This is a genomic window from Rhizobium sp. YTUHZ045, assembly GCF_051124255.1.
GTDB lineage: Bacteria > Pseudomonadota > Alphaproteobacteria > Rhizobiales > Rhizobiaceae > Rhizobium.
This window is the reverse complement of record NZ_CP101432.1, coordinates 2,998,834-3,021,571: the sequence shown is the minus strand read 5'-3', so window position 1 is coordinate 3,021,571 and position 22,738 is coordinate 2,998,834. Positions and strand designations below refer to the sequence as shown.

Annotated in this window: 19 protein-coding genes and 1 pseudogene; 8 read left to right on the top strand and 12 right to left on the bottom strand. The window is 61.0% G+C overall.

What is annotated here, in order from left to right; all coding sequences use genetic code 11:
* Positions 1-154 precede the first annotated feature (154 nt).
* Positions 155-1,378, top strand: coding sequence for an ROK family protein (locus tag NMA58_RS15140; protein WP_434713434.1), 1,224 nt, complete (start codon positions 155-157; stop codon positions 1,376-1,378).
* Positions 1,379-1,687: 309 nt separating this feature from the next.
* Here the strand turns inward: NMA58_RS15140 and iolG are convergent, their stop codons facing one another.
* Positions 1,688-2,680, bottom strand: coding sequence for an inositol 2-dehydrogenase (iolG, locus tag NMA58_RS15135; protein ID WP_434710946.1), 993 nt, complete (start codon positions 2,678-2,680; stop codon positions 1,688-1,690).
* A gap of 157 nt (positions 2,681-2,837) precedes the next feature.
* Between iolG and NMA58_RS15130 the strand changes: the two genes are divergently transcribed.
* A complete protein-coding gene (locus NMA58_RS15130; RefSeq protein WP_434710944.1) occupies positions 2,838-3,116 on the top strand; it encodes a hypothetical protein in 279 nt (92 codons plus the stop codon).
* A 190-nt stretch (positions 3,117-3,306) separates the two neighbouring features.
* Here the strand turns inward: NMA58_RS15130 and NMA58_RS15125 are convergent, their stop codons facing one another.
* The 7 genes and pseudogenes from NMA58_RS15125 to NMA58_RS15095 all read right to left on the bottom strand — a co-directional run bounded on the left by NMA58_RS15125 (position 3,307) and on the right by NMA58_RS15095 (position 12,104).
* On the bottom strand, positions 3,307-4,176 hold the full coding sequence (locus NMA58_RS15125; protein ID WP_434710942.1) for a Hint domain-containing protein: 870 nt from the start codon (positions 4,174-4,176) through the stop codon (positions 3,307-3,309).
* 302 nt (positions 4,177-4,478) lie between these two features.
* Positions 4,479-4,718 (bottom strand): annotated as a pseudogene (locus tag NMA58_RS15120) (hypothetical protein); the annotation flags it as partial.
* Between the two features lie 185 nt (positions 4,719-4,903).
* Positions 4,904-6,130, bottom strand: a complete 1,227-nt coding sequence (locus tag NMA58_RS15115) for an HlyD family secretion protein (protein ID WP_434710940.1) — start codon at positions 6,128-6,130, stop codon at positions 4,904-4,906.
* 2 nt (positions 6,131-6,132) lie between these two features.
* On the bottom strand, positions 6,133-6,609 hold the full coding sequence (locus NMA58_RS15110; protein ID WP_085779050.1) for a hypothetical protein: 477 nt from the start codon (positions 6,607-6,609) through the stop codon (positions 6,133-6,135).
* Between the two features lie 57 nt (positions 6,610-6,666).
* Entirely contained in the window at positions 6,667-8,817 is a 2,151-nt protein-coding gene (locus tag NMA58_RS15105) for a mechanosensitive ion channel family protein (RefSeq protein WP_434710938.1), read from the bottom strand.
* 35 nt (positions 8,818-8,852) lie between these two features.
* Positions 8,853-10,064, bottom strand: a complete 1,212-nt coding sequence (locus tag NMA58_RS15100) for an alpha/beta hydrolase (protein WP_097597136.1) — start codon at positions 10,062-10,064, stop codon at positions 8,853-8,855.
* 243 nt (positions 10,065-10,307) lie between these two features.
* The gene (locus NMA58_RS15095) at positions 10,308-12,104 is read right to left on the bottom strand and encodes a hypothetical protein (protein ID WP_434710936.1); all 1,797 of its coding nucleotides are present in this window, start codon (positions 12,102-12,104) and stop codon (positions 10,308-10,310) included.
* A 260-nt stretch (positions 12,105-12,364) separates the two neighbouring features.
* Between NMA58_RS15095 and NMA58_RS15090 the strand changes: the two genes are divergently transcribed.
* Both NMA58_RS15090 and NMA58_RS15085 read left to right on the top strand, forming a co-directional pair.
* Positions 12,365-12,829: a hypothetical protein gene (locus NMA58_RS15090; RefSeq protein ID WP_434710934.1), complete on the top strand. Its 465-nt coding sequence runs from the start codon at positions 12,365-12,367 to the stop codon at positions 12,827-12,829.
* A gap of 35 nt (positions 12,830-12,864) precedes the next feature.
* Complete coding sequence (locus tag NMA58_RS15085) at positions 12,865-13,392, top strand: CYTH domain-containing protein (RefSeq protein ID WP_434710932.1); 528 nt, start codon at positions 12,865-12,867, stop codon at positions 13,390-13,392.
* On the opposite strand, the gene NMA58_RS15080 is transcribed toward NMA58_RS15085, so the two are convergent.
* The 3 genes from NMA58_RS15080 to NMA58_RS15070 form a co-directional block, all read right to left on the bottom strand.
* Positions 13,355-14,293, bottom strand: a complete 939-nt coding sequence (locus NMA58_RS15080; RefSeq protein ID WP_434710930.1) for a DUF2950 family protein — start codon at positions 14,291-14,293, stop codon at positions 13,355-13,357. The two genes, NMA58_RS15085 and NMA58_RS15080, sit on opposite strands and share 38 nt — an antisense overlap.
* 28 nt (positions 14,294-14,321) lie before the next feature.
* Positions 14,322-15,686 carry a DUF3300 domain-containing protein gene (locus NMA58_RS15075; RefSeq protein WP_434713433.1) on the bottom strand — a complete coding sequence of 455 codons (1,365 nt, stop codon included), beginning with the start codon at positions 15,684-15,686 and terminating at the stop codon, positions 14,322-14,324.
* Between the two features lie 117 nt (positions 15,687-15,803).
* On the bottom strand, positions 15,804-16,118 hold the full coding sequence (locus tag NMA58_RS15070) for a hypothetical protein (protein WP_183699290.1): 315 nt from the start codon (positions 16,116-16,118) through the stop codon (positions 15,804-15,806).
* 576 nt (positions 16,119-16,694) lie between these two features.
* Between NMA58_RS15070 and NMA58_RS15065 the strand changes: the two genes are divergently transcribed.
* From NMA58_RS15065 to NMA58_RS15055, 3 genes are read left to right on the top strand one after another with little or no spacing between them, the layout of a single operon-like run.
* Positions 16,695-18,398: a SulP family inorganic anion transporter gene (locus NMA58_RS15065; protein ID WP_434713431.1), complete on the top strand. Its 1,704-nt coding sequence runs from the start codon at positions 16,695-16,697 to the stop codon at positions 18,396-18,398.
* A 17-nt stretch (positions 18,399-18,415) separates the two neighbouring features.
* Positions 18,416-19,258, top strand: coding sequence for a polyphosphate kinase 2 (gene ppk2 / locus NMA58_RS15060; RefSeq protein WP_097597056.1), 843 nt, complete (start codon positions 18,416-18,418; stop codon positions 19,256-19,258).
* 38 nt (positions 19,259-19,296) lie between these two features.
* Positions 19,297-20,439, top strand: a complete 1,143-nt coding sequence (locus NMA58_RS15055; protein ID WP_434710927.1) for an AI-2E family transporter — start codon at positions 19,297-19,299, stop codon at positions 20,437-20,439.
* A 15-nt stretch (positions 20,440-20,454) separates the two neighbouring features.
* Here NMA58_RS15055 and NMA58_RS15050 read toward each other — a convergent pair whose 3' ends face one another.
* Positions 20,455-20,691: a hypothetical protein gene (locus NMA58_RS15050; protein ID WP_097597054.1), complete on the bottom strand. Its 237-nt coding sequence runs from the start codon at positions 20,689-20,691 to the stop codon at positions 20,455-20,457.
* 269 nt (positions 20,692-20,960) lie between these two features.
* Between NMA58_RS15050 and NMA58_RS15045 the strand changes: the two genes are divergently transcribed.
* On the top strand, positions 20,961-22,736 hold the full coding sequence (locus tag NMA58_RS15045; RefSeq protein ID WP_434710925.1) for a hypothetical protein: 1,776 nt from the start codon (positions 20,961-20,963) through the stop codon (positions 22,734-22,736).
* Positions 22,737-22,738 lie beyond the last annotated feature (2 nt).

Below are 22,738 nucleotides of genomic sequence, written 5' to 3'. Positions count from 1 at the left end.
TCAACTCTGCATCGCCGGCTTAATTCGCTTGCGCAAAAGCGACCGGAGATGCAGGGGAAGGTGAGGGCGGATGAAGAGCATGATGCCGAAAACCGTGAGCGGTTTTTCGGGTAACATCATGCTCTCACGAAAGCAGGAGGAGAGGGCGGCATCCATGCTGACCAAGTCGAGCACGGAGCTGGTCCGGCAGAGAAACAGCGTGCTCGTGCTGTCCGTGCTGCGGCGCCACGGTGCGCTCGCCCATACCGAAATATCCGATTTCACCGGCCTTTCCTCGGCCACCATTTCAGCGATAACAGCGGATCTGGAACGCGCTCAGATCATCGAAAAGTCCGAGCAGCAGGCGGCAAGCGGCCGCGGCCGGCCGCGCGTGCTTTTGCGCCAGCGGCGCGATTGCGGCTATCTGATCGTCGTCATCATCTCTTCCGATGCCGTGCAATATTCGCTGGTGGATTATGCCGGCAAGCTGATCGACCGCTTCAGCGAGGGGCGCTCACATGATCCGGCTGGTGCCGCCCGGTTCGTCGCCGGGGTGCAGGCCGGGCTCTTGCGCATTCTCGATCGCTCGAGGATTTCGCAGGAAAGGGTGCTGCTGATCTCGATCAGTTCCAAAGGCCTCGTCCATTCCGCCGAGCCGGTGCTTCTGTGGTCGCCGATCTTCGGCAGCGACCAGATCGATTTCGAATCGGCGCTGCGGCCCGACTGGCAGGCGAAGGTCATTCTCGACAACGAGACGCTGCTCGTCGCCGCCGCGCTCGGCGCCCGTGAGGAGATCGCCAAGGGCGCCGATTTCCGTTCGCTCGCCGCACTGTCGCTCGGCCACAGCATCGGGCTCGGAATCGTCCGGCGCGGCGGCCAGGCCGGCCAGGAGATCTCCGCCCCCAATTTCGGCCATATGCTGCATATGGCGGGTGGCGGTCTCTGTCGCTGCGGTACCCGCGGCTGCATCGAAGCCTATGCCGGCTTCTACGCCATCCTGCGCAGCGCCTTCGAAGTGCCGCTCGATACGATCCCGGCCAAATTCGTGCCGGTCGCCGAACTCGACAAGATCGCCGCCCGCGCCCGCCAGGGCCACCGCACCTCCGCCTTCGCCTTTCGCCAGGCGGGGCTCGCGCTCGGCAACGGCCTGTCGCGCATGCTGAGCCTGACCGAGCGCATGCCGATCGTCATCACCGGCCCCGGCACCCGCTATTACGACCTGCTGCGGCAGGGCATCGAAGAGGGCCTCGGCCAGTCGCATATCGTGCGCATGGAAGGCATGCCAGAAATCCGCGTCGTCCCCGACGAACCCATCCTCGTCTTCGAAGGCCACCTCAACCGGGCGCTGTCGGTGATCGATCAGGACATTGTGCTGTCAGGGGGGCAGGGGACGGATTAGGGACAGATCCTGTCGGCGCCTCGGCGTTAATGGCTGCCCCTCACCCTAACCCTCTCCCTGTAAAAACGGGGCGAGGGGACGTGCCAAACGCAACGTCGAGATGGAGAAAGAGGGCGCGGCATGTCCCTTCGCCCCGCCTGCGGGGAGAAGGTGCCGGCAGGCGGATGAGGGGCAGCCACAGACACGAATTTAGCAACCGTGCTCGGCGGGGAAGGGTCTTGGTTCACGCACCTGCGAGTACCATCCAACGCAAAACGGCCGGGCAGAGCCCGGCCATCTCATGCACGACTTCCGGTCGGGAGAGGACCGTCAGCCGATCTTGATCAGCTTGCCTTCCTTGACCGACTGGACGGCGGCGTCGGCAAGCGCCAGTGCTGCCAGGCCATCGGCGCCGGAGGGGGCGATCTTCGAACCCTTTTCGATCGCGGCGATGAAGGCTGCGATCTCGTTGGCATAGGCTTCGGTGTAGCGGGTCATGAAGAAATCATGCAGCGGCGGGCGGGTATAGCCGTCGCCGTTCGCCACTTCGATCGAGACCGGGCGCTGGTTTTCGGCTGCGGCCATGCCCTTGGCGCCATGCACTTCGATGCGCTGGTCGTAGCCATAGGTGGCGCGACGGGAGTTGGAGATGACGGCCTGCTTGCCTGAAGCGGTCTGCAGGATGACCGAGACGCTGTCATAATCGCCGGCTTCGCCGATCGCCTTGTCCACCAGCACGGCGGCGGTCGCCAGCACTGAGACCGGCTCTTCGCCGAGCAGGAAGCGGGCCATGTCGAAATCGTGGATCGTCATGTCGCGGAAGATGCCGCCCGAACGCTTGATATAATCGACCGGCGGGGCGCCGGGGTCGCGCGAGGTGATCGTCACCATCTCGACATCACCGATCTTGCCGTCGTCGATCACCTTGCGCACCGCCATGAAATGCGGATCGAAGCGGCGGTTGAAGCCGACCATCAGCTTGGCGCCGGTCTCTTCCACCACCTTGATGCAGGCCTTGACGCGGTCGACGTCGAGATCGATCGGCTTTTCGCAGAAGATTGCCTTGCCGGCGCGGGCGAAGCGTTCGATCAGGTCGGCATGGGTGTCCGTCGGCGTGCAGATGACGACGGCGTCGATATCCTTTGCCGCCTCGATCGCCTCGATGGTGCGGACTTCGCAGCCATAGGCCGAAGCGATGGCTTCCGCCGCCTGCGGAAAGGCGTCGGCGACGGCGACCAGCGTGGCATTGGCGTCGCCGCTGACGGCCTTGGCGTGAACCTTGCCGATACGGCCGGCGCCGAGCAGACCAAATCTTACAGTCATTTCAATCTCCCTTGAATTCGGAACAAATAAACCGAATTACCAAAAATCTGGAATTTTCATTCCATCATCTGAGCGTCGCGTCAAGCCCGCGACTCTTTCACATTTGCAAGATTCAAACTAAAGGACAGTGCGACAAAATGCGACCGCGGGGACAGACATGCAACTGATCGATCCGAACCATCCGGCATACCAGCGCCTCTGGGTGCGTGTCGGCATCGTTGCCGTCTGCTTCGGCTGGGCCGCGGTCGAGATTATCGGCGGCGATCCCTTCTGGGCGGTGATCTCCGCCTCGGCCGGCGCCTATGCCTTCTATATGCTGTTCTGGACCTTCAAGCCGCAGTCGGCCGAGCCGATTGTGCAGCCTGATGCCAAGGGAGAGGACGAAGCCGCCGAGACACCCGCCGAAAAGCCTTCGAAAGAAGGGCAAGCGGAATAGGTGTTTCGCCGCAGCGCTTTGTCGATCGGGAGATCGGCGAGCATCATTCGCTTCGGCGCAGGCGAACAATCGAAGCGCGCCGCGCTCTTTCCGATGCGCGCCGCGCTTAACTTCTTTGATTGGTATCGTCGCAAAACTTCCGCACGGCTTCGCGTGCAGCGAGCTCTATTCCCGCCGTATGCCCCTCATGTCAGAGTGACAGTTCCCTAGCCTGCGCGTCGATCTTTTCGCAGGCATTCCCGAAGCGATCGCGGATCGGTACCAGCGGCGAGACGCCGAGTAGGAGAAGCGCTTTCAAATGTGACCAGCCACCTCCGAGCAACGGCGCAAAGGGTGTCATGACGTTGCGTTCCTCTCCATAGAGACGCTGGTACTCTGCAAAATTGCAGAAGTTCTCGTGATTGCTGTCCTGCAGGCGGAAGGACTCGGCCGCTGCGCCTTCGGCTAGGATAGCTTCGTGCGTATCGAGCATGACGGCATAGTAGTCGATCGAGGCGTCGGCGGCCGGAGCGACCGGTGCGATCGTCGTGCCGTTCACGAGCTCCTTCACCTGGATCAGAATGCCGTTCAGGTATAGCGCATGGCCAGGCGACAGATAGAGATCCGAATGTGGGGTGTGCCCGTCCAGCGCGTGGCGGCAAACCCGGATCGGCACGACGTCTTTTTGCCAGCGTGCGCCGCTCTTCTTGAAGCTTTGGCGGCCGATCCACTTGACCGCACGGGTGCTGCCGTCGGGAAGGGCAATGCGATCGCCGATGCTGAGATCCTCGACGGGCCTCTCACCGCAATCGGTGAGGATCGCCGTTCCCCGCAGGAAGCAATTTGCGCCGCTGCCGCCATGGCCACCTCTTCCGCCCGGGCCACCGCTCCCGCCGGGACCTCCGTGTCCACCGGAGCCGCCCCGCCCCCAGCGCCGACCCATCGCTTTGGCCGGAGAGATTGAAATTGCCGTGGCCATGGCTGCCGCGCCGGCGAGACGAGCGCCGGCGGCCGCAACTACGCCTAGAAAATGTCTGCGCGCAGTGTTGCGCGGCTGCTTCGGATCTTCCGTAGACGACATGTGGGCGATCTCCTGAAAACATTAAACCGCCCGATGCTACAACATGTTGTATCGCATTCAATTTCGCCAGTTAGCGCTGTGCCTTACTGAAAAGGACGTAGGCATGGGTTAGGGGCTCCCGAAATACGCTATGTCAGATACCAAAAAGCGGGAGGTTTATCTGCTACCCCGACGCGAAAGAATCGAACTGAGTACCTTGGTGGGCGGTTGAATCGCTGGAAAACAGCACATATAGCGTGCGCGGACCAAGCCGGATGGCGGCTCCTCCGTGGCGTCGGAGTGTTTACCCGCTCGAGATAGCTTCAGCTATGCGGCAGGCGGCGCATCGCCTCGTCGATCAGCAGATTGGCGACCATCATGCGCCTGTTGGCATTGTCGCGGAAAGGCGCTGCGACACCATCAGGATAATTGGCCTTGGCAAAGGCGCGCCGCTTCTCGTTCAGCGTCTGTTGGGTATCGGCGGCAGCGATCGCCAGTTCGATGGCGATCTCTTCGGGGGCAATGCGGGCGAGATGATCCGGCATGACGGGTTCCTGCGGCGGGAGCCAAGGCCTCTGTTGTGCGGGGTTGATTAAAGATCGTAAAACCTGACCCTCGTTGAAACGGTCGAGCCCATGAAGGGCGTTCGCGGGTTCGCCCTCCATGAAATCTCAACCGCCTAATATCCGCCAAGTCATGTTTCAGAGTCCCGAGCGAGGGCGGGAAACTGGAGAAGCTGACTTCGAACTCAATGTCCGGCGAATACCAGGGTCTGAACCGGCAGCAACATCGCCTGTATACGCAGGATCATCGCATGCACGACACCCACCGTGTCGACGACATGCAGGAACATCCAGCGCGGCGTGCTGATATTGGGATCGGCGAGCGCGTCGTGGTTGTTGGTATAGGCATTGGCAATACAGCTGCTGCCCGGCGGGACATCAGCGAGGCCGCCGTCGAAGAGCGGCTGCAGGAACACCGTCAGAGTGCCGGGTTTTGCCATCTGCTGAACATCGACCAGCTGGTCGGTGGGGCGCAACTGGCCGGCCGCGATCACGTCCTGCACGTCGGTCACGACGAGCGGGATGATGGTGAACGGCTTGCCGACACAGACAGCCTCCGCGACCATTCCGGGTTTCATCACCTGCGCCTCGATCTGCCCGAAACCGGCGATGAGCGTGCCGCGGCCCGCTTCGCTCGGCACCAGGATGCCGGCAGGACGCAGCATGGTGTTCAGCACATCGCCGGGGCGCAATGTGAATTGCTGGACGGTGCCCGATACCCCCGCCTTGACGATTGTCTTGTCGAGTTCCACCTGCGCTTCGGCTTGGGCGGCCTCCGCGCTCGCCTTCTGCGCTGGAAGGAGAACGCTGAGCTTGGTTTCCAGCGTCTCTTTCTTGGCGAGCGCAGCGCTCAGGGAGCCTTTGCGGCCTTCGACCGTATTGGTGAGGCGGACGACCTCCCGGCGGGCGACGGCATCGTTTTTCAGAAGCTGCGTCTTCATCTCCAACTCGTCCTCGGCTACTCGCAAGGCGCCTTCGGCCTCCTGAATCTGGCCATCCATGCTCGCAAGCTCGGTCTGTGAGACCCTCGCTTCCGCCTCGGTCTCGGCAATCTTCCGGCGGGCGGTCTCAAGGGCCGCCTTCTGCTGTGAATCGTCGAGCCGGAAGAGAGGCGCGCCGGCGGCGACCTTTTCGTTGACGCCGACAAAGACTTCATCGACCCGGCCGGAGGCCTCCGGCAGGATCGTGACGGTGCGGAACACCGCCGTGACCGTTTTTGTTGAGGGATGGAAATAGAAGATCATGGTGATCAACGAAACGGTGAGGATAAGGCAGGCGGAAATGCCCCAGCGTAGTTCGTACCACATGCTGTAAAGGGTGATCTCCTGGCCGATGCGCTTGCCCTGGACATAGCGCCTGTAGAGATAGTCCGGGAAGATCGTCAGCATTGAGCAAAGCAGCAATTCTAGCATGATCAGATCCCCTCTTCGTGCAGCGTCTTGGCGGGCGCCCGGGCGACGGGTGCCTCTGCCACTGGTTCCGGCGCCGGCGCTCGAACCGGTTCCGGATGATCGGCGGCGACCGGCGCCTCGTCCTCGAGTTCGGCCGGATTCCGACCAGCAAGCCTGGCGAGCGACCGGGCGATCGAATAGAGCGGCGTCGCAAAATCTGGAAACCGAATGAAGGCCAGGAGCAGACCCAGGATCCAGTAGAGATGATTGTGGGTGAAGAGCGAGATCAGCGCCAGAACCGCGACGATCTCCATCTGCACTTTGTTCGTGTGATGGGCGATGCGTTCGGGAACGGCGTGAAGCTGGAAGTAGAGGTTGCCGACCACAAGAATCATCACGATCAGAAATACGATGACGCCGACGAACAAATAGTCCGTCTGGCCCGGTCCCGTGATGAAGCCGGGCACGTGGTTTGTGAGAGCGGAGTGATAGTCTTCCATCGGAATCTCCTTTCCTGAACGCCGTAATGGTCAGGCCGCCAGGCCGCATGGATCATGTCAGCCGGCGCCTGCTGCCAAGGCCTGTTTGTGCGCCGTCAGGGCCTGCTGCGCCGCTGCGACCGTATCGGCAGCCTTGTCGCCGGCGACCTGGACGGTCGGCACGGCAAGGCGGATGCCGTTTTCATTGAAGGCCTGATAGATCATCCGCAGCGCCCGGCGCTTCAGTGTGAACTGCTCTCCGGGAAGCGTCATGAACTTCATGCGCAGCAGCAATCCGGAGTCGCCGAGGCTGTCGATGCCCTGCATCTTCAAGGGCTCGATCGTAACGGGCTTGAATTCGGGGTCGTCGAACAGTTCCTGGCCAATCTTCTTGATGATCTTGCGGGCCTTTTCGACATCGGCATCATAGGCGACGGTGATCGTCATCTTCTCGATCACCCAATCGCGGCTCATGTTTTGAATCGCGCCGAGTTCGCTGAAAGGCACGATGTAGACGGCGCCACGGTGATGCCTGAGTTTCACCGACCGGAGGCTGAAGGATTCAACGCTTCCCTTGTAATTGCCGCTCTGAATGTATTCGCCGACGCGGAAGGCGTCGTCGAGTAGGTAAAACACACCGCTGATAATATCCTTGACGACGGTCTGGGCGCCGAAGCCGATCGCAACGCCGACGACGCCGGCGCCGGCGATCAGCGGCCCGATCTCGACGCCGAGCGAAGACAGCGCCATCATCACCGCAATGGCGGCGAAGAGGATCATCAGCACGTTGCGCAAGATCGGCAGCAGCGTACGGATTCGCGCCCGGCGGCGTGCCCTGTCGGTGCCTGCCTCTTGGGTCGTATCGGTCTCGCGAAGCTTGCGGTCGATGACAACGCGCACGAGGCTCCAGGCGAGATCGATGACGAGAAGGATGATACCGGCGCTCAGCATGCCCCTGACGATCCGCAGCATCGGGGTGTCCTGCATCGTCATGCGGGTCAACTCGACATCGAGAGCCTTGGCAAGCAGGAGGATGGCCCCGACGATGACGGCTGCCCGTACGCCGCGCTCCACCAGCACTGAGGTGACGCTCGCCTGCTCGGCCTTTTCCTCGCCGGCAGGAGAGGACAGAATATTTGCGATGGAGACGCGAGTGAGCGCAAGGATGGCCGGCACGGCAGCACATACCGCGACGATCCAAAAGAGTCTCATCGCACCGACCACCCAGAGAGCCCAGAGACCGATGAAATAGGCGGTCCATAGCGAGTTGCGGATCGTGTGGCCGATGCGGGGCGTTTGGCTCTCGGCCAGCTCTTCCACGGGTCGGCGCCACAGGCTTTCGATGGCGATCACCAACAGTACGACACCCAGCATGTAGGCGACGAGCAGCCGCGAGGCGGGGGGAAGGCCGAGCGTTGCAAGCAGCCGCACCGTCACCCAGCCGAAAGCGAACCAGCCGCAGAGATAGGCGAGGCGGCGCGCCCAGTAAGTCGCGGCCGAATCGCTGACGGGGACCACGCGAAATGCTGGCTGTACGGCGGCGGGGGGCGCGAGCCAAGCGCGCAGAAGCGCGGCCGCGAGCCGGAAGGCGACGAATGCGAAGAGGTAGCCGACGACGATTTCGCGAACGAGCGGCGGCCAGTCGAAGACGAGGAAAAAGCCGATGCTGCCGAGCGCGAAAGCCAGCACATGGCATGCTTCCCAGAGAAGCTTGGCGCCGAGAAGGACAAGCCGCTCCCGGACAGTCGAAAAGGGCGCCCGCTCCATCCAGGCGCGCCAGCCGCCGCTGATCCGCCGGAAAAACCATTGGGCGGCAAAACCTGCCGCCATGAAGGCGATCAAGAGCACTACGGGCCGGGTGCCGCCGTTCGCCTGGATATCACGCTCGAGCACGGCCGCAGCAGCCATCAGCTGAGATGGAAACGAGGTCGCAGCATTCATCAGATCGGAGGAATGCCGGCGGAAGCGTGTGGCGAATTCGGCGAAAGAGGGATCGGTTGGCTTCGCCTCGCCTGTTTCGGCAGCTACTTTTGCCGCCGCCTGCTGCTTCAGCCAGTCCTGCACCGCAGGATCGGTGGACAGGGTTATGAACTGCTCGATCCGTTCGGCCGGCAGTCCGGCCGGCGGCGTCTGCGACATCGCGGGAATGGCCGTCAGTGCGGCGGCGAGGGATGCCATCACCGCCAGGAGCAGCGTGCGAAGACCATTCCTTGGTGATACTATCGGCATGATCCCTCCCAATCCCGAGTATCGAATACGGCGCCCTATGGCCGGCATTCCGTCCTGAACGCATTGCCACATGCCGGTTTCGACTTGCCGCCGGGCCCGGCAACCGCGCTGACATCGGCGGCATAGGCGTCGCGTGTGTCCTGATCGACGACGGCGGCAGGCGCCGCCAGTACCAGGCCCGCAGCACTGCCCGCGGCGGCCGCCGTTTCAGTCGTCGCCGCAAGAATTCTCTCGCCGAGGCCGACGCGGCTGTCGGTCAGCGTCTGTCCTTCCGAAATCCGGGCGCCGATCAGCTGGACGATCGCGGGCGAGGCTGCGAATTTGGCGTGGTTGAGCCGGTCGCTGGTCTTCACCTTCGTCAGGTCGATGACATTGATGTCGTATTCCTCGAGCTCCTGCTTGTAAGGCGCCTGTTCCGGATCGATTGAGCCGAGACGGGCGACATCGCCCCAGACCCTTCGGGAGACGGCGAGCGCCTTATCATCACGCGATACGAAGAGGGTGAATTGGGGATGCTGCTTTCCCATGTCGGCGATCTGCTGGCGGAACACGTCGACATCGACGTCGGGAGCCGCGAGCATGACATTCTTGAATTTCGCTGGCAGGCGGCCATTGCGGATCGCCATCTGCCGCAGGCCTTCCATGGCAAGCCAATTGCCCATCGAATGGGCAAGGATCGAGACTTCCTTGATCTCCGGATCATGGTAGAGATACTGAAACAGCTTCTCCAGCGCATTGCGGGTGTAATTGGTACTCTCCCGATCATAACCATAGGCGAGCAGCCGCCCGCGCGAGGGCCATGTCACCAGCACCGGCGCGCTGTGCACGCCGGAATCATGAACGATCTGGGCAAAACGGTAGACGGAGTCCTCGAAGCGGGTGTTGTAGCCGTGGATGAAGACGAAAACGCTCCTGTCGGGGCTTTTACGCACGCTGGCGCTGAGCCAGGCCTTTGCGGCGTCGACATCCAACTCCGTTGCCTTGAGCGTCGCAAAATCGGTCTTGGGGTTGGACGGCAACTTCTTCGGCCAGGCGACTTCACCGGCTTTGCGGCCAGGCGGAATCGATACGGTGATATCGGCAAAGGTGGGCTGGCGGGCGCGCTCGCCGCTGAACATCTCTCCGGGAACAGGCGAGCGGCTTCGCGTCGTGGCGACCAGCATGTCAACGCGATCGGCGCGAGGAGCAGTCTCTGCGACCGGGGTCAGCACGCCTTTGGGATGCCCGCCGCAGCCTGACAGGCACATCATCGTAACGCAGATCAGAAGCCGTCGCAGCGTCTGCCGAAAAGCGGCCTGACTGCCGCGCATGTTGCTTATGTTCACACTGCTCCCCACCCTGACGCATGCTGCCGGGGGCTGACCCGGTCCTGCATGGAAGAGATTGGGCCAAAGACGAAGCCGCAGGCATGTATGATCCTGTATGTTACAGGTAACAGCACCCTGCGCTTCGTTTGGCCGATGGCGAGGACAGCCGGTCGCACACCGCCGTCAATTCGCCGGCCGGTCGTTTGGAACGGGCAGGCCGGCAGCCTCCAATCCGGCAAAAAAACGTTCCTGGTCCTCGATCCTTGCCAGCCGCCGGACGACCTCACGCCGGACATTAAGGATCAAGGCGGGCGATCGGGCCTCGATCCAGTCGATTTGCTCCTTTGCCTCCGCCGATTTTCCGAGGGTGCCGAGGATCGAAAGCAGGACGAGGCGATGCATCGGATTGTAGTTGAGGTCCGACATGCGGGACCACAATTCGGCAGCCTGGGTATCGCCCCGCATGAAGGCACAAAGCGCCATCCCAACTTCATAATATCCCTGCGGTCCCGCATTCTTGCTGACCGCCTGCGAAATCAGATCGCAGCCCCTCTCCCAATTCCCCGACATTGCCAGGCGCAGGCCGTATTCGCCGGCAACTTCCGTGTCGTTCGAATTGCTGGCGTAGGCCGCTTCACCGGCGCGGAGGGCCTCGGTCGGGTCATTGCCGAAAAAATTGGCAAGCATCAACGCCTGCAGAGCTCGGGCATTCTTCGGATCGAGCCGCACGGCTCGTTCGGCTAGCTCCTTGGCAGTTGCCAGCGTGGCAGCGGTCGGTTTCGTGTCCAGCTGATATGGAAAGCGGAATTCGTCGAGATAGGTGAGCGAAAGAAATGCCGCGATATTGGAATCATCGGGCATCTTTTCGGCAGCATGCTTCAGGCAGGATTTTGCCGTTTCCTGCGCCTGCGGGGTCATTTCGCTCCGGTAGCTGTAGTAGGACAGGATGCAGGAAAACGCGTCTGCGTTTCCTGCGATGCTGGCGGTGTCCGCCTGAAATATCACGCCGAACGGTCGCGCAACCGCCGTCGCAATGTCCTCGGCAAGACTTGCCTGCGTTTGCAGGAGACCCTGGACTTTCATGTCGGCGTCGTAATTATTGGCCCAGATGACGGTCCCATCGGCTCGCCGCACAAGCCGGGCCGTCGAGCGCAGCGTTTCGCCTTCCAGCCTGATACTGCCTTGCAAGGCATAGATCGGTTGCGACGACAACTGACCATCGCGATTGCGCGGCAGAACGGCGGCGACGACGATATCGTTGAAGGGAACCAGTTTTTCGATGATGTCGTCGGTGATGCCCTGGGAGATGCCGGATGCTACCCCGCTGCCGGAGGCGCTTTCGAAGCGCTCGACGACGATGATTGGGCGGCCGACAGCTCCGGACGGCATTTCTTTCCCGGTATCGAACAGCCTCGCATGCTGAAGCGCCGCGACAGCGGCGGCAAACACGACCACCGCGCCTCCAGCGAGCCAATATCGGGGCCATGACACACGCCGGTCCGCCTTGTCCCGGCGGCGCCCATCCGCTGCCGGAGGGACCTGCTGCGTATAGTCTGGGGAGGGCCGCAGCTCAGCGGACTGTCCCGTTTGCAGCCTTTCTGCAGGCTCGGCTCCTCGCCTTACCTCGAAGATGGGCGCATAGCCGCCTCTGGGAATTGTGATGATAACCCGGTCGCTGGCTCCGGCGGTCAGGTAATAATGTTCCAGTTCCCTGCGCAGTCGTCCTGCTTCGATACGGACACACGGATCCTGCTGAGCATCGAAACTTGCATCTCGGCCGAAAACGGCCTGTGCGATGGTAAATGCCTTCAGGTAGTCGCGATGGCCGGCAAGCGTCTCGGTCACCACGAATTCAAGGAATCTTCCTGCCCGCTCCGGAAGACGAAACTCCGGACTGGACAGAATACGCTCAAGTTGCTGCTGCACCTCTTCGGGTGAAGAAATGTCGCTGCCTGCCCTGTCAGCGCCTGCATTTTGCATCGGCTCCCCCAAGACTCCGATTGCGATCAACCTGCAGTATTAGCCACCGACGATAGACCCGAGTAGGCATAACGGCAATGCGATTTGCAAGAATGTGCTAATTAAGGATCACCTTAGTCGATGGTCGCCAACAGCCAATGCAGGCCAGTATAACCCTGATCAGCGTAGGATACCGTATCCTACCGGCGCGGACATGTATTTTACTGCCATCGTCACTCCGTGCGCTCTATCATCGCCTAAACATTCTGGAGGAGGCGACGATGACATCACCCGAAGCGTCCACATCATCCATGACGAGCGCTGAGGACTTGCGCAAACGCGCTTTGGAACTCCAGCTTCTGGAAATCGAGCGCAGCGAAAAGATCAAGTCGCGCGAAGCGAAGAAGCATGCTGACTTCGTCGAGGATTTCTTCCGCAAGCAGATCGGAGAAGCGGAGCGCGCTGTCATCAAACGCCTCGTGATGAAGGCGGCCGCGGACGGCAAATACGAGGCGCTGATCTACAGCTTTCCATCGACGTTCTGCACGGACAGCGGCCGGGCCATCAACAATAACCTTCCTGGGTGGCAGAAGACGCTACAGGGAAAGGCGAAGGAACTGCATGGACTGTTCGAGGAGGTCGCCAAGCCGCAAGGCTACGGGCTCAAGGCGATGATCATCAATTTCCCTGACGGCATGCCGGGAGATGTCGGCTTCTTCCTCACCTGGGAACCCCCCGTCGATTGACGGCAGCGAGCAGGCGTGAGCGAGGGAATATCCTATTGAAAGCGATAGAGATCGAGCGAAAGTTCCTGGTCCGGGACGACAGTTGGCGCGCTTGCGCCGACGAGCCGCACGTTCTGCAGCAGGCCTATCTCTGCCTCGATCAGAACTGCATACGCGTCCGCCTGATCGACGGGCATTCCGCGCGCCTGACGATCAAATTCCGCTCGCCAGGCCTCGCCCGCGAGGAATTTGAGTATGACATTCCGGTCGAGGAGGCACGCGACCTCCTGCTCCATGCAGGTCATGTCCTTGAAAAGACGCGATACCGCGTCCTGCATGACGGCCGGAGCTGGGAGGTGGACGTATTCGCCGGCGCTTACCAGGGATTGACGCTCGCCGAAATCGAAATGGCGAGCGAGGATGACCGGTTCAGCCTGCCGCAATGGCTGGGGCGCGAGGTCACGGGCGAGAGGCGATACTCAAATCGCGCCATGGCAGCTGCCCCGCGCACGAAGCCGGCGATGCAGGGCACCGCCGGCTGGAGCCTCAATCTTTCACCACGATCCAGTTTGCGTCCGGATTGAAATCCTTGATAGCTGCGGCGCGCTCTTCCGTTGTTGGGCCCAGATCGCGCTGATAGATGACGCTCATCCCGTTGACCATGAAGGTTTGCACGCCGGTGACCCTATATCTGACCGGCCAGGCAATCAGTGCAAAGCCGCCGGTCATATAGCCGTTAATGACATAACTTTGCTTGCCGCCAAGCACGTTGTCGCCCTGGGATGTCAGAATGCGGTAGCGATATCCGTAATAGCCCTCGCCGCGTTTGGCGGCTCCGAAAGCGGCCGTTTCGACCAGCGCGCTTGCCGGGCTTTCCTCGGGGTATACGCTGGGATCCCAGTAAAGACCATCGAGCTTGCCGGGGCTGCTGATCAATTTCTTCGCGAACTCGTAGATGCCGTCGCCGTCACGATCCTCGGATGCGAACCAGTACTGGGCAGCCACATATTCACGCATGGTATCGATGGTGGCGAGCTCGTTCTCGCCGACGCGGCGATTGATGATTTCTTCAAGGCCACGCTGAGTATCGAAGAACCATTTGCCATCCTTGTCTTCGGTCAGCGGAAACGGCAGCGGCCAAAGCCGATCGCCGATCGCAGCGACCTTCAGATTGCCGAGATCCTTCAGAACCACTTGGCGCTCTGCGCCCTCGCGGATCAATCCGTATGCGATCATCGCCTCGTTGCTTGAACGGAGCTTGTCGGCGTTGAGGCCCAGCAAGGCGGCAAGATCGTCGATGTTGTTGGAAGCCAGCACCGACTTCAGTTTGTCGATCGCAAGCTGCGCACTGTCGAACTTGGGCGAGGACGTCGCCGCCTTGTAGGCGGAGAGATCCGCCTGCGCCAGTGAGAGCGTCGGCGTTGCCGAAAACGCGCAGAGCGCTGCTGCGAACATGAGCGAAATTACAGTCGATTGGCGTCTCATGATGTCACTCCCTGAGCTGAAACAGGTGTTACCGCCGTCCACCGCCGCCACGGCCACCGCCGCCACGACCACCGCCACCGCCACCGCGGCCACCGCCGCCGCCTGGAGGGCGGCGATACTGAGGTGGACGGGCCGAAGGACGCTGGCCCATGCTCTGCGAGCCGCGGTGTGAGGAGACGGCCTCCCGGCGACCCGACTGCGGGTTGCCGAGAGCGCTTGGCTGGCGTCCGCGATTGTCTGGTCTCGCAGCCATTTGCGGCTTGTTGGCTTTCTTGACGGATTTCTGGGCCGGTTTGGCGGGGCGATTGGCGGCCTTCTGAGGACGGGCCTCAGGCCTCGACGCTCCCTGCCGATCGCTTGCCGCCGGTCGATTGGCGGCGGGCTTGGCCTTCAAACCTTGCGCCGTGTTTCTGCGGATGTCTTCAGCGCGTGCGGCGTTACCGCGATTGCCGGGCCTCTGGCTTGCCTGGATATCGTTGGCCCTGTTGCGCAGCTGGTTGCGATTGTCGCTCTGTAGACTGGATTTGATCGACGACCGGTCCAGCTTCGAAAACTGGTCCTTGCCTATACTCAGTTTGCTGCGATCGACATTGCTCCAGTCGACGTCGTTAAGCTTGAGCTTCCCATTGAAATTGCGGTCGTTCAGGCAATTGTTGCAGTCGATGTCGATATCGCCGCCGTCCCAACGGCCGCCCCAGACGCCCCAGTCGTCCCAGTTGACGATGGCCGCCCACGTCAACCCGGTTACCGCAGCCGCAAAAAACCCCGCCCCGGGGTAATAGTAGCTGTCGTAATAATCCGGATAGTAGGAGATAGGCTCAGAGGCATAACCCGGTTCGTAGAGCATTTCCGGTGGATATTGCGGGATATAGATCTTCTCGGGATCGGTCGGCCGGATGATGATATTCTCGTTCTCGGTAACGACGGTCACCTTGTCATCCGTCTTGATGATGTTTTTTTCCACCGCTTCGTCGCGAAGCTGCTGGATGGCAATCAGAACATCCTTTTGCTGATTGGTGAGCGCATCCGCCAGCGATTGCGTCCAGTCGAGGTCCTCGCTCATCATCTTGACGATGTCGGGATAGTTGAGCAGCGAAATGACACTGCCGTCCCAATCGCTCTTCGGCTTGAGATCGGAATTCTTCTTTTTTGCCTCCAGGAAACGCTGTGCCTCGATGATCTGCAGCGGAAAGAGCGAGGCAGCCGAAATTGCTGCGACCAACTCGTCTGGATAAAGGGCAATGCGCGCCACGAGCACTTCCAGTTCATCGTCCGACAGAAGCGCCGAAGCAGGCTGTTCGGCAGCAGTCTGTGTCGGCGCGGCCGCTGGTGCAGGCGCCTGGGCGCGCGCGGGCAAGGCCGGCTGCAGCGCGATGATCGCGACAGCCGACAATCCAGCAATGACTTGGCCGGCGATGAGTTGGCCAAGTGGGAATCGGCCCCCAAACACTTTGCAGGAAATGGCTTTCATCGCATCGACCTCCCTTGGATCAGACAATGACGGATGCCTTTATGAAGACTTCGGACCGATGAGAGGCGGTCGCCCCAGCACGACGACTTTCGATTGGGCGATTGCCTCCCCCATCTCTTTCAGCAGAGCCTCGACCAGTCCCGCATATTCTTGCCGCCGCGCCTCGCGAACCGCCTCCGGCAGACCTTCGACATGCGCCAGAGCCTGGGCGGCGGCCGCGAGATCCTCACACATGCTGTGAAAGGGCTCGTTAACGTAGAAAAGCCGCTGTACCAGCCGCGTCTGGTTGGGAAAATAAGTCTCGGCCGTCTCAAGGGCGGATAGATATGTCGAACCTTTATCTCCCGACGCCATCTCCGCCCCCGCCGCGACTGCGCTCAGCAGATGTCAAAACTATACAACAGCAGCACCCGCGGCTGACGTAAAATACGCGATCCTCTACGATAGCCAGCTTTTGAGTGGCCGGGGAAATCGAGGCAACCGGCCGAATGTCAGTAATCTAGCAGATCGAATCGCTCCGCTCCTCAGGCGCTGACGATCACCGCAAGGGCTTGGCGGCGCGCGACCCGATAGAGATTACACGATGCTACGAGCCTCCAAGCCGAAACGGGCCTAATATCGACCGTTGATAGCGATCTAAGGGCGAGGCCAGACCGGCCAGAAGGAGCGGCCGTGTTTAGACTATCTTCGTCGTCACCATCCTTGTCTGAGATGGCGATCGGCGGTCAGATCTGATCGCCAACGTATCAAACCACCTCATCAGCGCGCCGCGAACGCTGCCAAACGGGCGGCCTCAACCCGCGGTCTTGCGATTGGCTATCGCAGTTGACGCAACCGTGCGGCCAAGCAGCGCGATGATCGGGAAGAACCAACGGCGGGAAGAACCAACGGTTAAGAGCATAGGAGCCAGCGGTGATAGGTAGCATTCCGATGTTGCGAGGCCTGAGCGGTTTCAGCTGGGATTGGCTTCGCAGCGATATCCCGGCCGGGCTGTCGGTCGCTGCCGTCGGCCTGCCAAGCGCCATCGCCTACCCAGCGATCGCCGGTCTGCCGCCGGAAACCGGCATCTATGCCAGCATTCTTGCGCCGATTGCTTATGCGATTTTCGGGCCGTCGCGGTTGCTGATCGTCGGGCCGGATGCCGCGACGATGACGGTGCTTGCCGCTGCCATGGGCGCCATCATCGCGGCCTTGCCTGCCGATACCGCTGTCGATCGGGTTGCGATCGCTTCGGCGCTTGCCATCGGTGTCGGCCTCTTCTGCATCGCTGCGAAACTATTGAAGCTCGGCGTTCTCGCGAGCTTCCTGTCCCGGCCCATTCTGGTCGGGTTTTTCGCCGGGGTGTCGCTTTCGATCCTGGTCGGACAGATCGGCCGCTTCACCGGAGTGAAGATCGAATCCGACGGGCTGATCGCGCCGCTCGTCGAAATGCTCGCCAAGAGCGGCCTGATCCATTGGCCGTCGCTCATCCTCGGCGTTGCCATGTTTGCGCTGTTGTGGATCGTCCGTGCGCTGCACTTGAAGGTTCCCGGCCCGGTTCTCGTCGTAGCGGTGTCTGTCGTTCTGTCGGCGATCTTCGATTTCCGCGGCCAGGGCATCGCCGTTGTCGGCGACTTGCCGAGCGGCCTGCCGGCCCTCTCCCTGCCCGCGTTTAATCAGATGCCTCTCGATAAGATCGTGCTCGGTTCAGCCGCGATTTTTCTCGTGAGCTTCGGTGCGGGCATAGTGGCGGCGCGCAGCTTCGGCTCGCGCACCGGCGAGGAAGTCGATGCAAACCAGGAATTGATCGGCCTTGGCGCGGCCAATATCGCACCTGGTCTTTTCGGTTCATTTCCGATCAGCGTGTCGGATTCCCGCACAGCCATAAACCTGTCGACGGGAGGTGTCTCTCAACTTGCAGGTCTGGTCTCTGCCGCGATGCTGGTTGCGGCGCTGGTCTTCCTGAATGATGCGCTGCGCATTCTCCCGATCCCGGCGCTGGCGGCGATCCTTGCAACGGCGGCGATCAGCCTCATCGATATCGATGAGCTCAGGAAGATCTGGCGCATCAGCCGTATTGAATTCATCTTCGCGCTTATCGCCATGTGGGGGGCGATCAGCTTCGGCGTCCTCAATGGCGTGATCGTCGCCATCGCGGCAACCTTCGCCTATCTCCTGCGGCAGACCATGTTTCCGCGCGACGGCCTTCTTGGCCGCATCGAAGGGCGGCACGGATTCTTCGATTTGCAGCGCTTTCCGGAAGCTCGTCCCATCGAGGGCGCGGCCGTCTTTGCAGTCCAGGGCAGCATCCTGTTCTACAACGCCGATTATGTGCGCTTGCGCATGATTTCGGTGATCAAGGGGCTAGCCGCCGAGACCAGATGCCTGGTGCTCGATGCAAGCGCCATCACATATATCGACAGCACCGGGGCGACCGCGCTCGAGGCCGTGGCTGAACTGCTTGCCAAACGCAACATTATCTTCGCGATTGCCGATCTCAGCGATGAAAGCCGCGCCATTCTTACCCGTGCCGGGGTCATCGAGACGATCGGCGCCGACAATCTGTTCAACGGCAGGGAAGAAGCCTTGCGGGCGCTGATCGGCGATATCCCCCAGCCCGACCGCACCGTTCAGGCCAGCAATATATCTCAGTGACAGAAGGAGGGAGAGCCATGGACGAAAATTATGAGCCGAGAGAGGCCGACGCAGAGCCAACCCGCAGCGGCAAGGATAAAAAGAAAAAGAAATCTTGGGATTATGACAAGGAGATCAACCGGCTGCAGGTGGAGCTGGCGCATCTTCAGGCTTGGGTGAAAAAGTCGGGCGCAAGGATCGTCATCATCTTCGAGGGGCGGGACGCCGCCGGCAAGGGCGGCATGATCAAGCGGATAACGGAGAGGGTCAGTCCTCGGGTTTTCCGCGTCGTGGCGCTGCCCGCGCCCACCGACCGCGAGAAGTCGCAGATCTACATGCAGCGTTATATCGCTCATCTGCCGGCGGCCGGTGAAATCGTGATATTCGATCGCAGCTGGTATAACCGAGCCGGCGTCGACCGTGTCATGGGCTTCACCAGCGAGAAGAAGGCGCAGCGCTTTCTCGAGCTTGCCCCTCGCTTCGAAGCGGCGATCGTCGAGAGCGGCGTCATTCTGCTCAAATATTTCCTGACGGTCAGCGAGGAGGAACAGGAGCGCCGCTTCAGGCGCCGGATCGACGATCCCCTGCGGCAATGGAAGCTCAGCCCGATGGATGTCGAATCCTACCAGCGCTGGTGGGATTATACGCGCGCCTATGACGATATGCTGCGGATGACCGACTCCAAACACGCTCCGTGGTGGATCGTGCCTTCCGACGACAAGAAGCGCGCCCGGATCAACTGCATCTCGCACATCCTGCAGTCCATTCCTTATGAACGGCTGAAGTTCGACGAGCCCGACCTGGGCAAACGGCAAAAACGGCCGGCCGATTTCACTGAGGATCGCAGCGTCCGCCATGTCGTGCCTGACATGACATCGTAGGGCATGACGGTCCGGCCTGTAACCCGACGGATGCGACGATGGAGCAGACAGCCGATACGACAACGCAAGGGACCGGCGCAGGTCAGATTTCGATAGAGGCGAGAGTAAGCGATCTCGTCCGTCTGGGCATTATCGGCCTTTTCGCTTATTGGACGATGACGCTGATTGCTCCTTTCGCGCTTATTCTCATCTGGGCCGCCATCCTCGCCGTCGCTCTCTTTCCGATGTTTGCGACGCTCTCGCGACTGATCGGAAACCGGCCGGTGATCGCCGCCATCGTCATCGTCGCCGGTTGCCTCGTCCTGATCATCGCGCCGCTCGCCCTTGTAGCGGTCAATTTCGCCGACACCGCAGAGGCGTTGATCGGCAAGTTACGAACGGGAGAATTTACCCTGCCGGCAGCGCCTGACGCCATCAGGGATTGGCCGGTTGTCGGTGAGCGGCTCCATGACATTTGGAACCGCCTTGCCGGCGATCTGGCATCGACGATCATCAAGTTTCAGGCGCCCATCCGTGAGGTCATGGGCGCAGTGGTCACAAAGCTTGCCTCGATCGGCGGCGGTGTATTGAGTTTCGTCGTCTCTATCATGCTCTCCGGCCTGTTCCTCACCCAGTCAACGCGCCTGGCGGCAGCGATACAGATTCTGGCAAGCCGGGTCGCGGGCGACAAGGGCGTCGGTTTCGCCCGGCTGTCGGGAACCACGGTCCGGAATGTCTCACGCGGTGTTATCGGCGTGGCTTTCCTGCAGACCCTGCTTTGCGGACTGTGTTTTGCCGTCTTCGACGTTCCAGCGCGTGGCGCGCTGACCTTCGTCGTCTTCGTACTATGCGTCATGCAACTGGGGCCAGCGCTGGTGCTCCTGCCCCTCGTCATCTGGGCCTGGTTCTCCTGGCCGTTCGCCAGCGCCTTTGCCTTTACCTGCCTTGCCGTGCCGATCTCGATCGTCGACAACGTCCTGAAACCGATCCTGATGGCGAGAGGCCTCTCGACTCCCATGCCCGTCATTCTGATCGGCGTGATCGGCGGCACTCTGTCCCACGGGCTGCTGGGGCTTTTTCTGGGGCCGGTAGTGCTCAGCGTCTTCTACGAGCTGCTGAGAGCCTGGGCCTGGCCTGCGGCAATGACGGAAGGATCAGAACATGATCGCGCGCCGGCCCTTGAGGTCGAGCGCGCCGGATAGTCTTCTTCGGCGTGTCTACCTGTTGGTACAGTAGACCACGACCTCCTGCTCTATGTCGCGACAGAGCTCCTCATATTCCGCAACGAGCCTGTCTTCTCTCGGGCTCTGGGTCCGGAACCGATCCAGCGCATCGACTGCAAGATCGTAGGCCTCGAACAGTTCTCCGAGGGTCTCGTTGGTTATATCCGCCAGCAGATGGCGGATATCCGGAAGCCGCAACATCAGTTTTCTGCGGCCGCGTTCTTGGCTCATGAACTAGCTCCGCATTGGTACCGCGTCCTGCAATTGACACGAAGTCAGAAAGGTGCCGGATTGTTCCCGACGTAACATTAACTGCATCAGAAAGACAACATTAGTTCGGTAGCGGACAATCGGCGCCGCTCATCCGCGCCAAGAACGGTCCGCGCCCAAATTTGGGGCGTTCTGCGCGGATCCCAAAGCAAAACTTGCAACCAAAGGCTGGCGCGGTATGATGTATTAGAACGGGCTTAGATAATTGCGTGACTTGTCGTGGGGCGATCATGAGGAACGCAAAGGTCAATGTTTTGGGCAGTCTCGAGCCGACGGTTGATGAAATCTGCCGTCAGGTCGAGCGAATTCTCGCAAGCGAGGAATTTCATGCGCCGAAGCGGGGGCGGGATTTCCTCGAGTTCGTCGTCAACGAGACGCTCGCCGGCCGATCGGGGTTCCTGAAAGCTTTTACGATAGCGAATGTTGTTTTTGGCCGCGAGGCTTCATTTGACCCGCAGAATGATCCGGTTGTCCGGATCGAGGCCGGTCGGATCAGAAAGGCGCTCGAGCGTTATTACCTCGTCGCAGGCCGCACGGACGAGGTCGTCATCACCGTGCCCAAAGGCGGATATGTGCCGCATTTCGAATATGCCCAAGAAGTCCCGCCTCCGTCCTCGATAAATCCGGAAGAACCTCAGGCTGCAGAGCTCAACGTCCAAGACAGCCCTCGTAGCACGATGCGTGCTCCGACGCTGTCGGCAGCTCGGGCCTTCGGGATCGTCATATCAGTGGGGTTTGGGGTCTTCGCCTTGGTCCTTGCAATTGCGCTGTCTGTTTGGAACGGGCGACCGACTGCGACGCTGCCGCTGGCGAGTGCCCATCCGAAGGTGCTCGTCGAATTCTTTTCCGAAAGCGGCTCCGCCGGCGCCGGTTCGGACATCGCTCGCGGCCTGAGGGACGATGTAATCGGTCAGCTTGCCCGGATCGACGACATCATCGTCGTTGCCGATCCGCTACGCGGCGGGCAGGCCGCCGTTGCCGACTACTCGCTCCACGGCAATGTCCAGCTCGACAAAAGCAGGTTGCGCGCCTCAGCGAGGCTCGTGCGCCAATCGGATGGCGCGGTCATCTGGGCCAGAAATTTCGATGCCGATCTTCAAGTCGAGAACAAGCTCGTCATCCAAGCCAACATCTCCCGGCAGATTTCCACCGCTATCGCGCATCCTAATGGCGCCATCCTTCAAACCGAGACGGATAAGATCGTCGGACCAGCGCAGAATGGCGACCAGGATGACTATGCCTGCACGCGCGCCTATTACAGCTACCGTCAGGCCATGACCGCGCAAAGCCACGCTGCCGCACTGGAATGCCTTCTGCAGGCGACACAGCGTTTCCCCGATAACGTTGCTTCCTGGACATTGCTTTCCATGGTCTATCTTGATGAGGTGCGGTTTCGCTACAAGCTCAGCACCCCCTCTTCGGTTCGACCGCTCGAAATGGCAAACGCTGCGGTGGAGAGGGCGGCATCACTCGCGCCCAGCGATCCCCGGGTTCTGCAGGCACTGATGTTGGTGGGCTTCTTCCAGGGAGATGTCGACAAGGCGCTGAAGGCTGGCACGGCGGCCTACGCCGCCAATCCCGGCGACGTCGAAGTCGCGGGCGAATATGGCTATCGACTGGCGCTTTCCGGGAAATGGCAGTCAGGCTGCGAACTACTCTCGATCGCCCTCAACAGAGGCGTCGGTCCCAGCGGATATTATGAAGCCGGCATGGCGCTCTGTGCATTCATCAAAGGCGATCTCGAACAGGCGGAGCGCTGGTCGCGAAAATCCGATCTCGGCTCGAACCCTGTCCATCGTCTCGTCCTGCTATCCATTCTCGGGGCCGCCGGCAAGACCGAGGAAGCCGAAGCGGAAAAGCGCTGGCTTTATACCCATGCGCCGGCATTAATGGTCAATATCCGCGAGGAAGTTTCGCTGCGCTTGCAACGGCCTGAAGATCAGGAGCGCTTGCTGAACGGATTGCGTGCCTCGGGGCTTGATATCGACGCCACCGCGGCAAGATAACG

Bases quoted from the DNA above. Each gene is read 5' to 3' on its own strand.
- NMA58_RS15095 (WP_434710936.1), bottom strand. From the start codon at position 12,104: ATGCAAAATGCAGGCGCTGACAGGGCAGGCAGCGACATTTCTTCACCC.
- NMA58_RS15125 (WP_434710942.1), bottom strand. From the start codon at position 4,176: ATGTCGTCTACGGAAGATCCGAAGCAGCCGCGCAACACTGCGCGCAGA.
- NMA58_RS15115 (WP_434710940.1), bottom strand. From the start codon at position 6,130: ATGCTAGAATTGCTGCTTTGCTCAATGCTGACGATCTTCCCGGACTAT.
- NMA58_RS15130 (WP_434710944.1), top strand. From the start codon at position 2,838: ATGCAACTGATCGATCCGAACCATCCGGCATACCAGCGCCTCTGGGTG.
- NMA58_RS15070 (WP_183699290.1), bottom strand. From the start codon at position 16,118: ATGGCGTCGGGAGATAAAGGTTCGACATATCTATCCGCCCTTGAGACG.
- NMA58_RS15080 (WP_434710930.1), bottom strand. From the start codon at position 14,293: ATGAGACGCCAATCGACTGTAATTTCGCTCATGTTCGCAGCAGCGCTC.
- NMA58_RS15140 (WP_434713434.1), top strand. From the start codon at position 155: ATGCTGACCAAGTCGAGCACGGAGCTGGTCCGGCAGAGAAACAGCGTG.
- NMA58_RS15110 (WP_085779050.1), bottom strand. From the start codon at position 6,609: ATGGAAGACTATCACTCCGCTCTCACAAACCACGTGCCCGGCTTCATC.
- NMA58_RS15065 (WP_434713431.1), top strand. From the start codon at position 16,695: ATGTTGCGAGGCCTGAGCGGTTTCAGCTGGGATTGGCTTCGCAGCGAT.
- NMA58_RS15045 (WP_434710925.1), top strand. From the start codon at position 20,961: ATGAGGAACGCAAAGGTCAATGTTTTGGGCAGTCTCGAGCCGACGGTT.
- NMA58_RS15055 (WP_434710927.1), top strand. From the start codon at position 19,297: ATGGAGCAGACAGCCGATACGACAACGCAAGGGACCGGCGCAGGTCAG.
- NMA58_RS15090 (WP_434710934.1), top strand. From the start codon at position 12,365: ATGACATCACCCGAAGCGTCCACATCATCCATGACGAGCGCTGAGGAC.
- iolG (WP_434710946.1), bottom strand. From the start codon at position 2,680: ATGACTGTAAGATTTGGTCTGCTCGGCGCCGGCCGTATCGGCAAGGTT.
- NMA58_RS15050 (WP_097597054.1), bottom strand. From the start codon at position 20,691: ATGAGCCAAGAACGCGGCCGCAGAAAACTGATGTTGCGGCTTCCGGAT.
- NMA58_RS15105 (WP_434710938.1), bottom strand. From the start codon at position 8,817: ATGCCGATAGTATCACCAAGGAATGGTCTTCGCACGCTGCTCCTGGCG.
- ppk2 (WP_097597056.1), top strand. From the start codon at position 18,416: ATGGACGAAAATTATGAGCCGAGAGAGGCCGACGCAGAGCCAACCCGC.
- NMA58_RS15100 (WP_097597136.1), bottom strand. From the start codon at position 10,064: ATGTGCCTGTCAGGCTGCGGCGGGCATCCCAAAGGCGTGCTGACCCCG.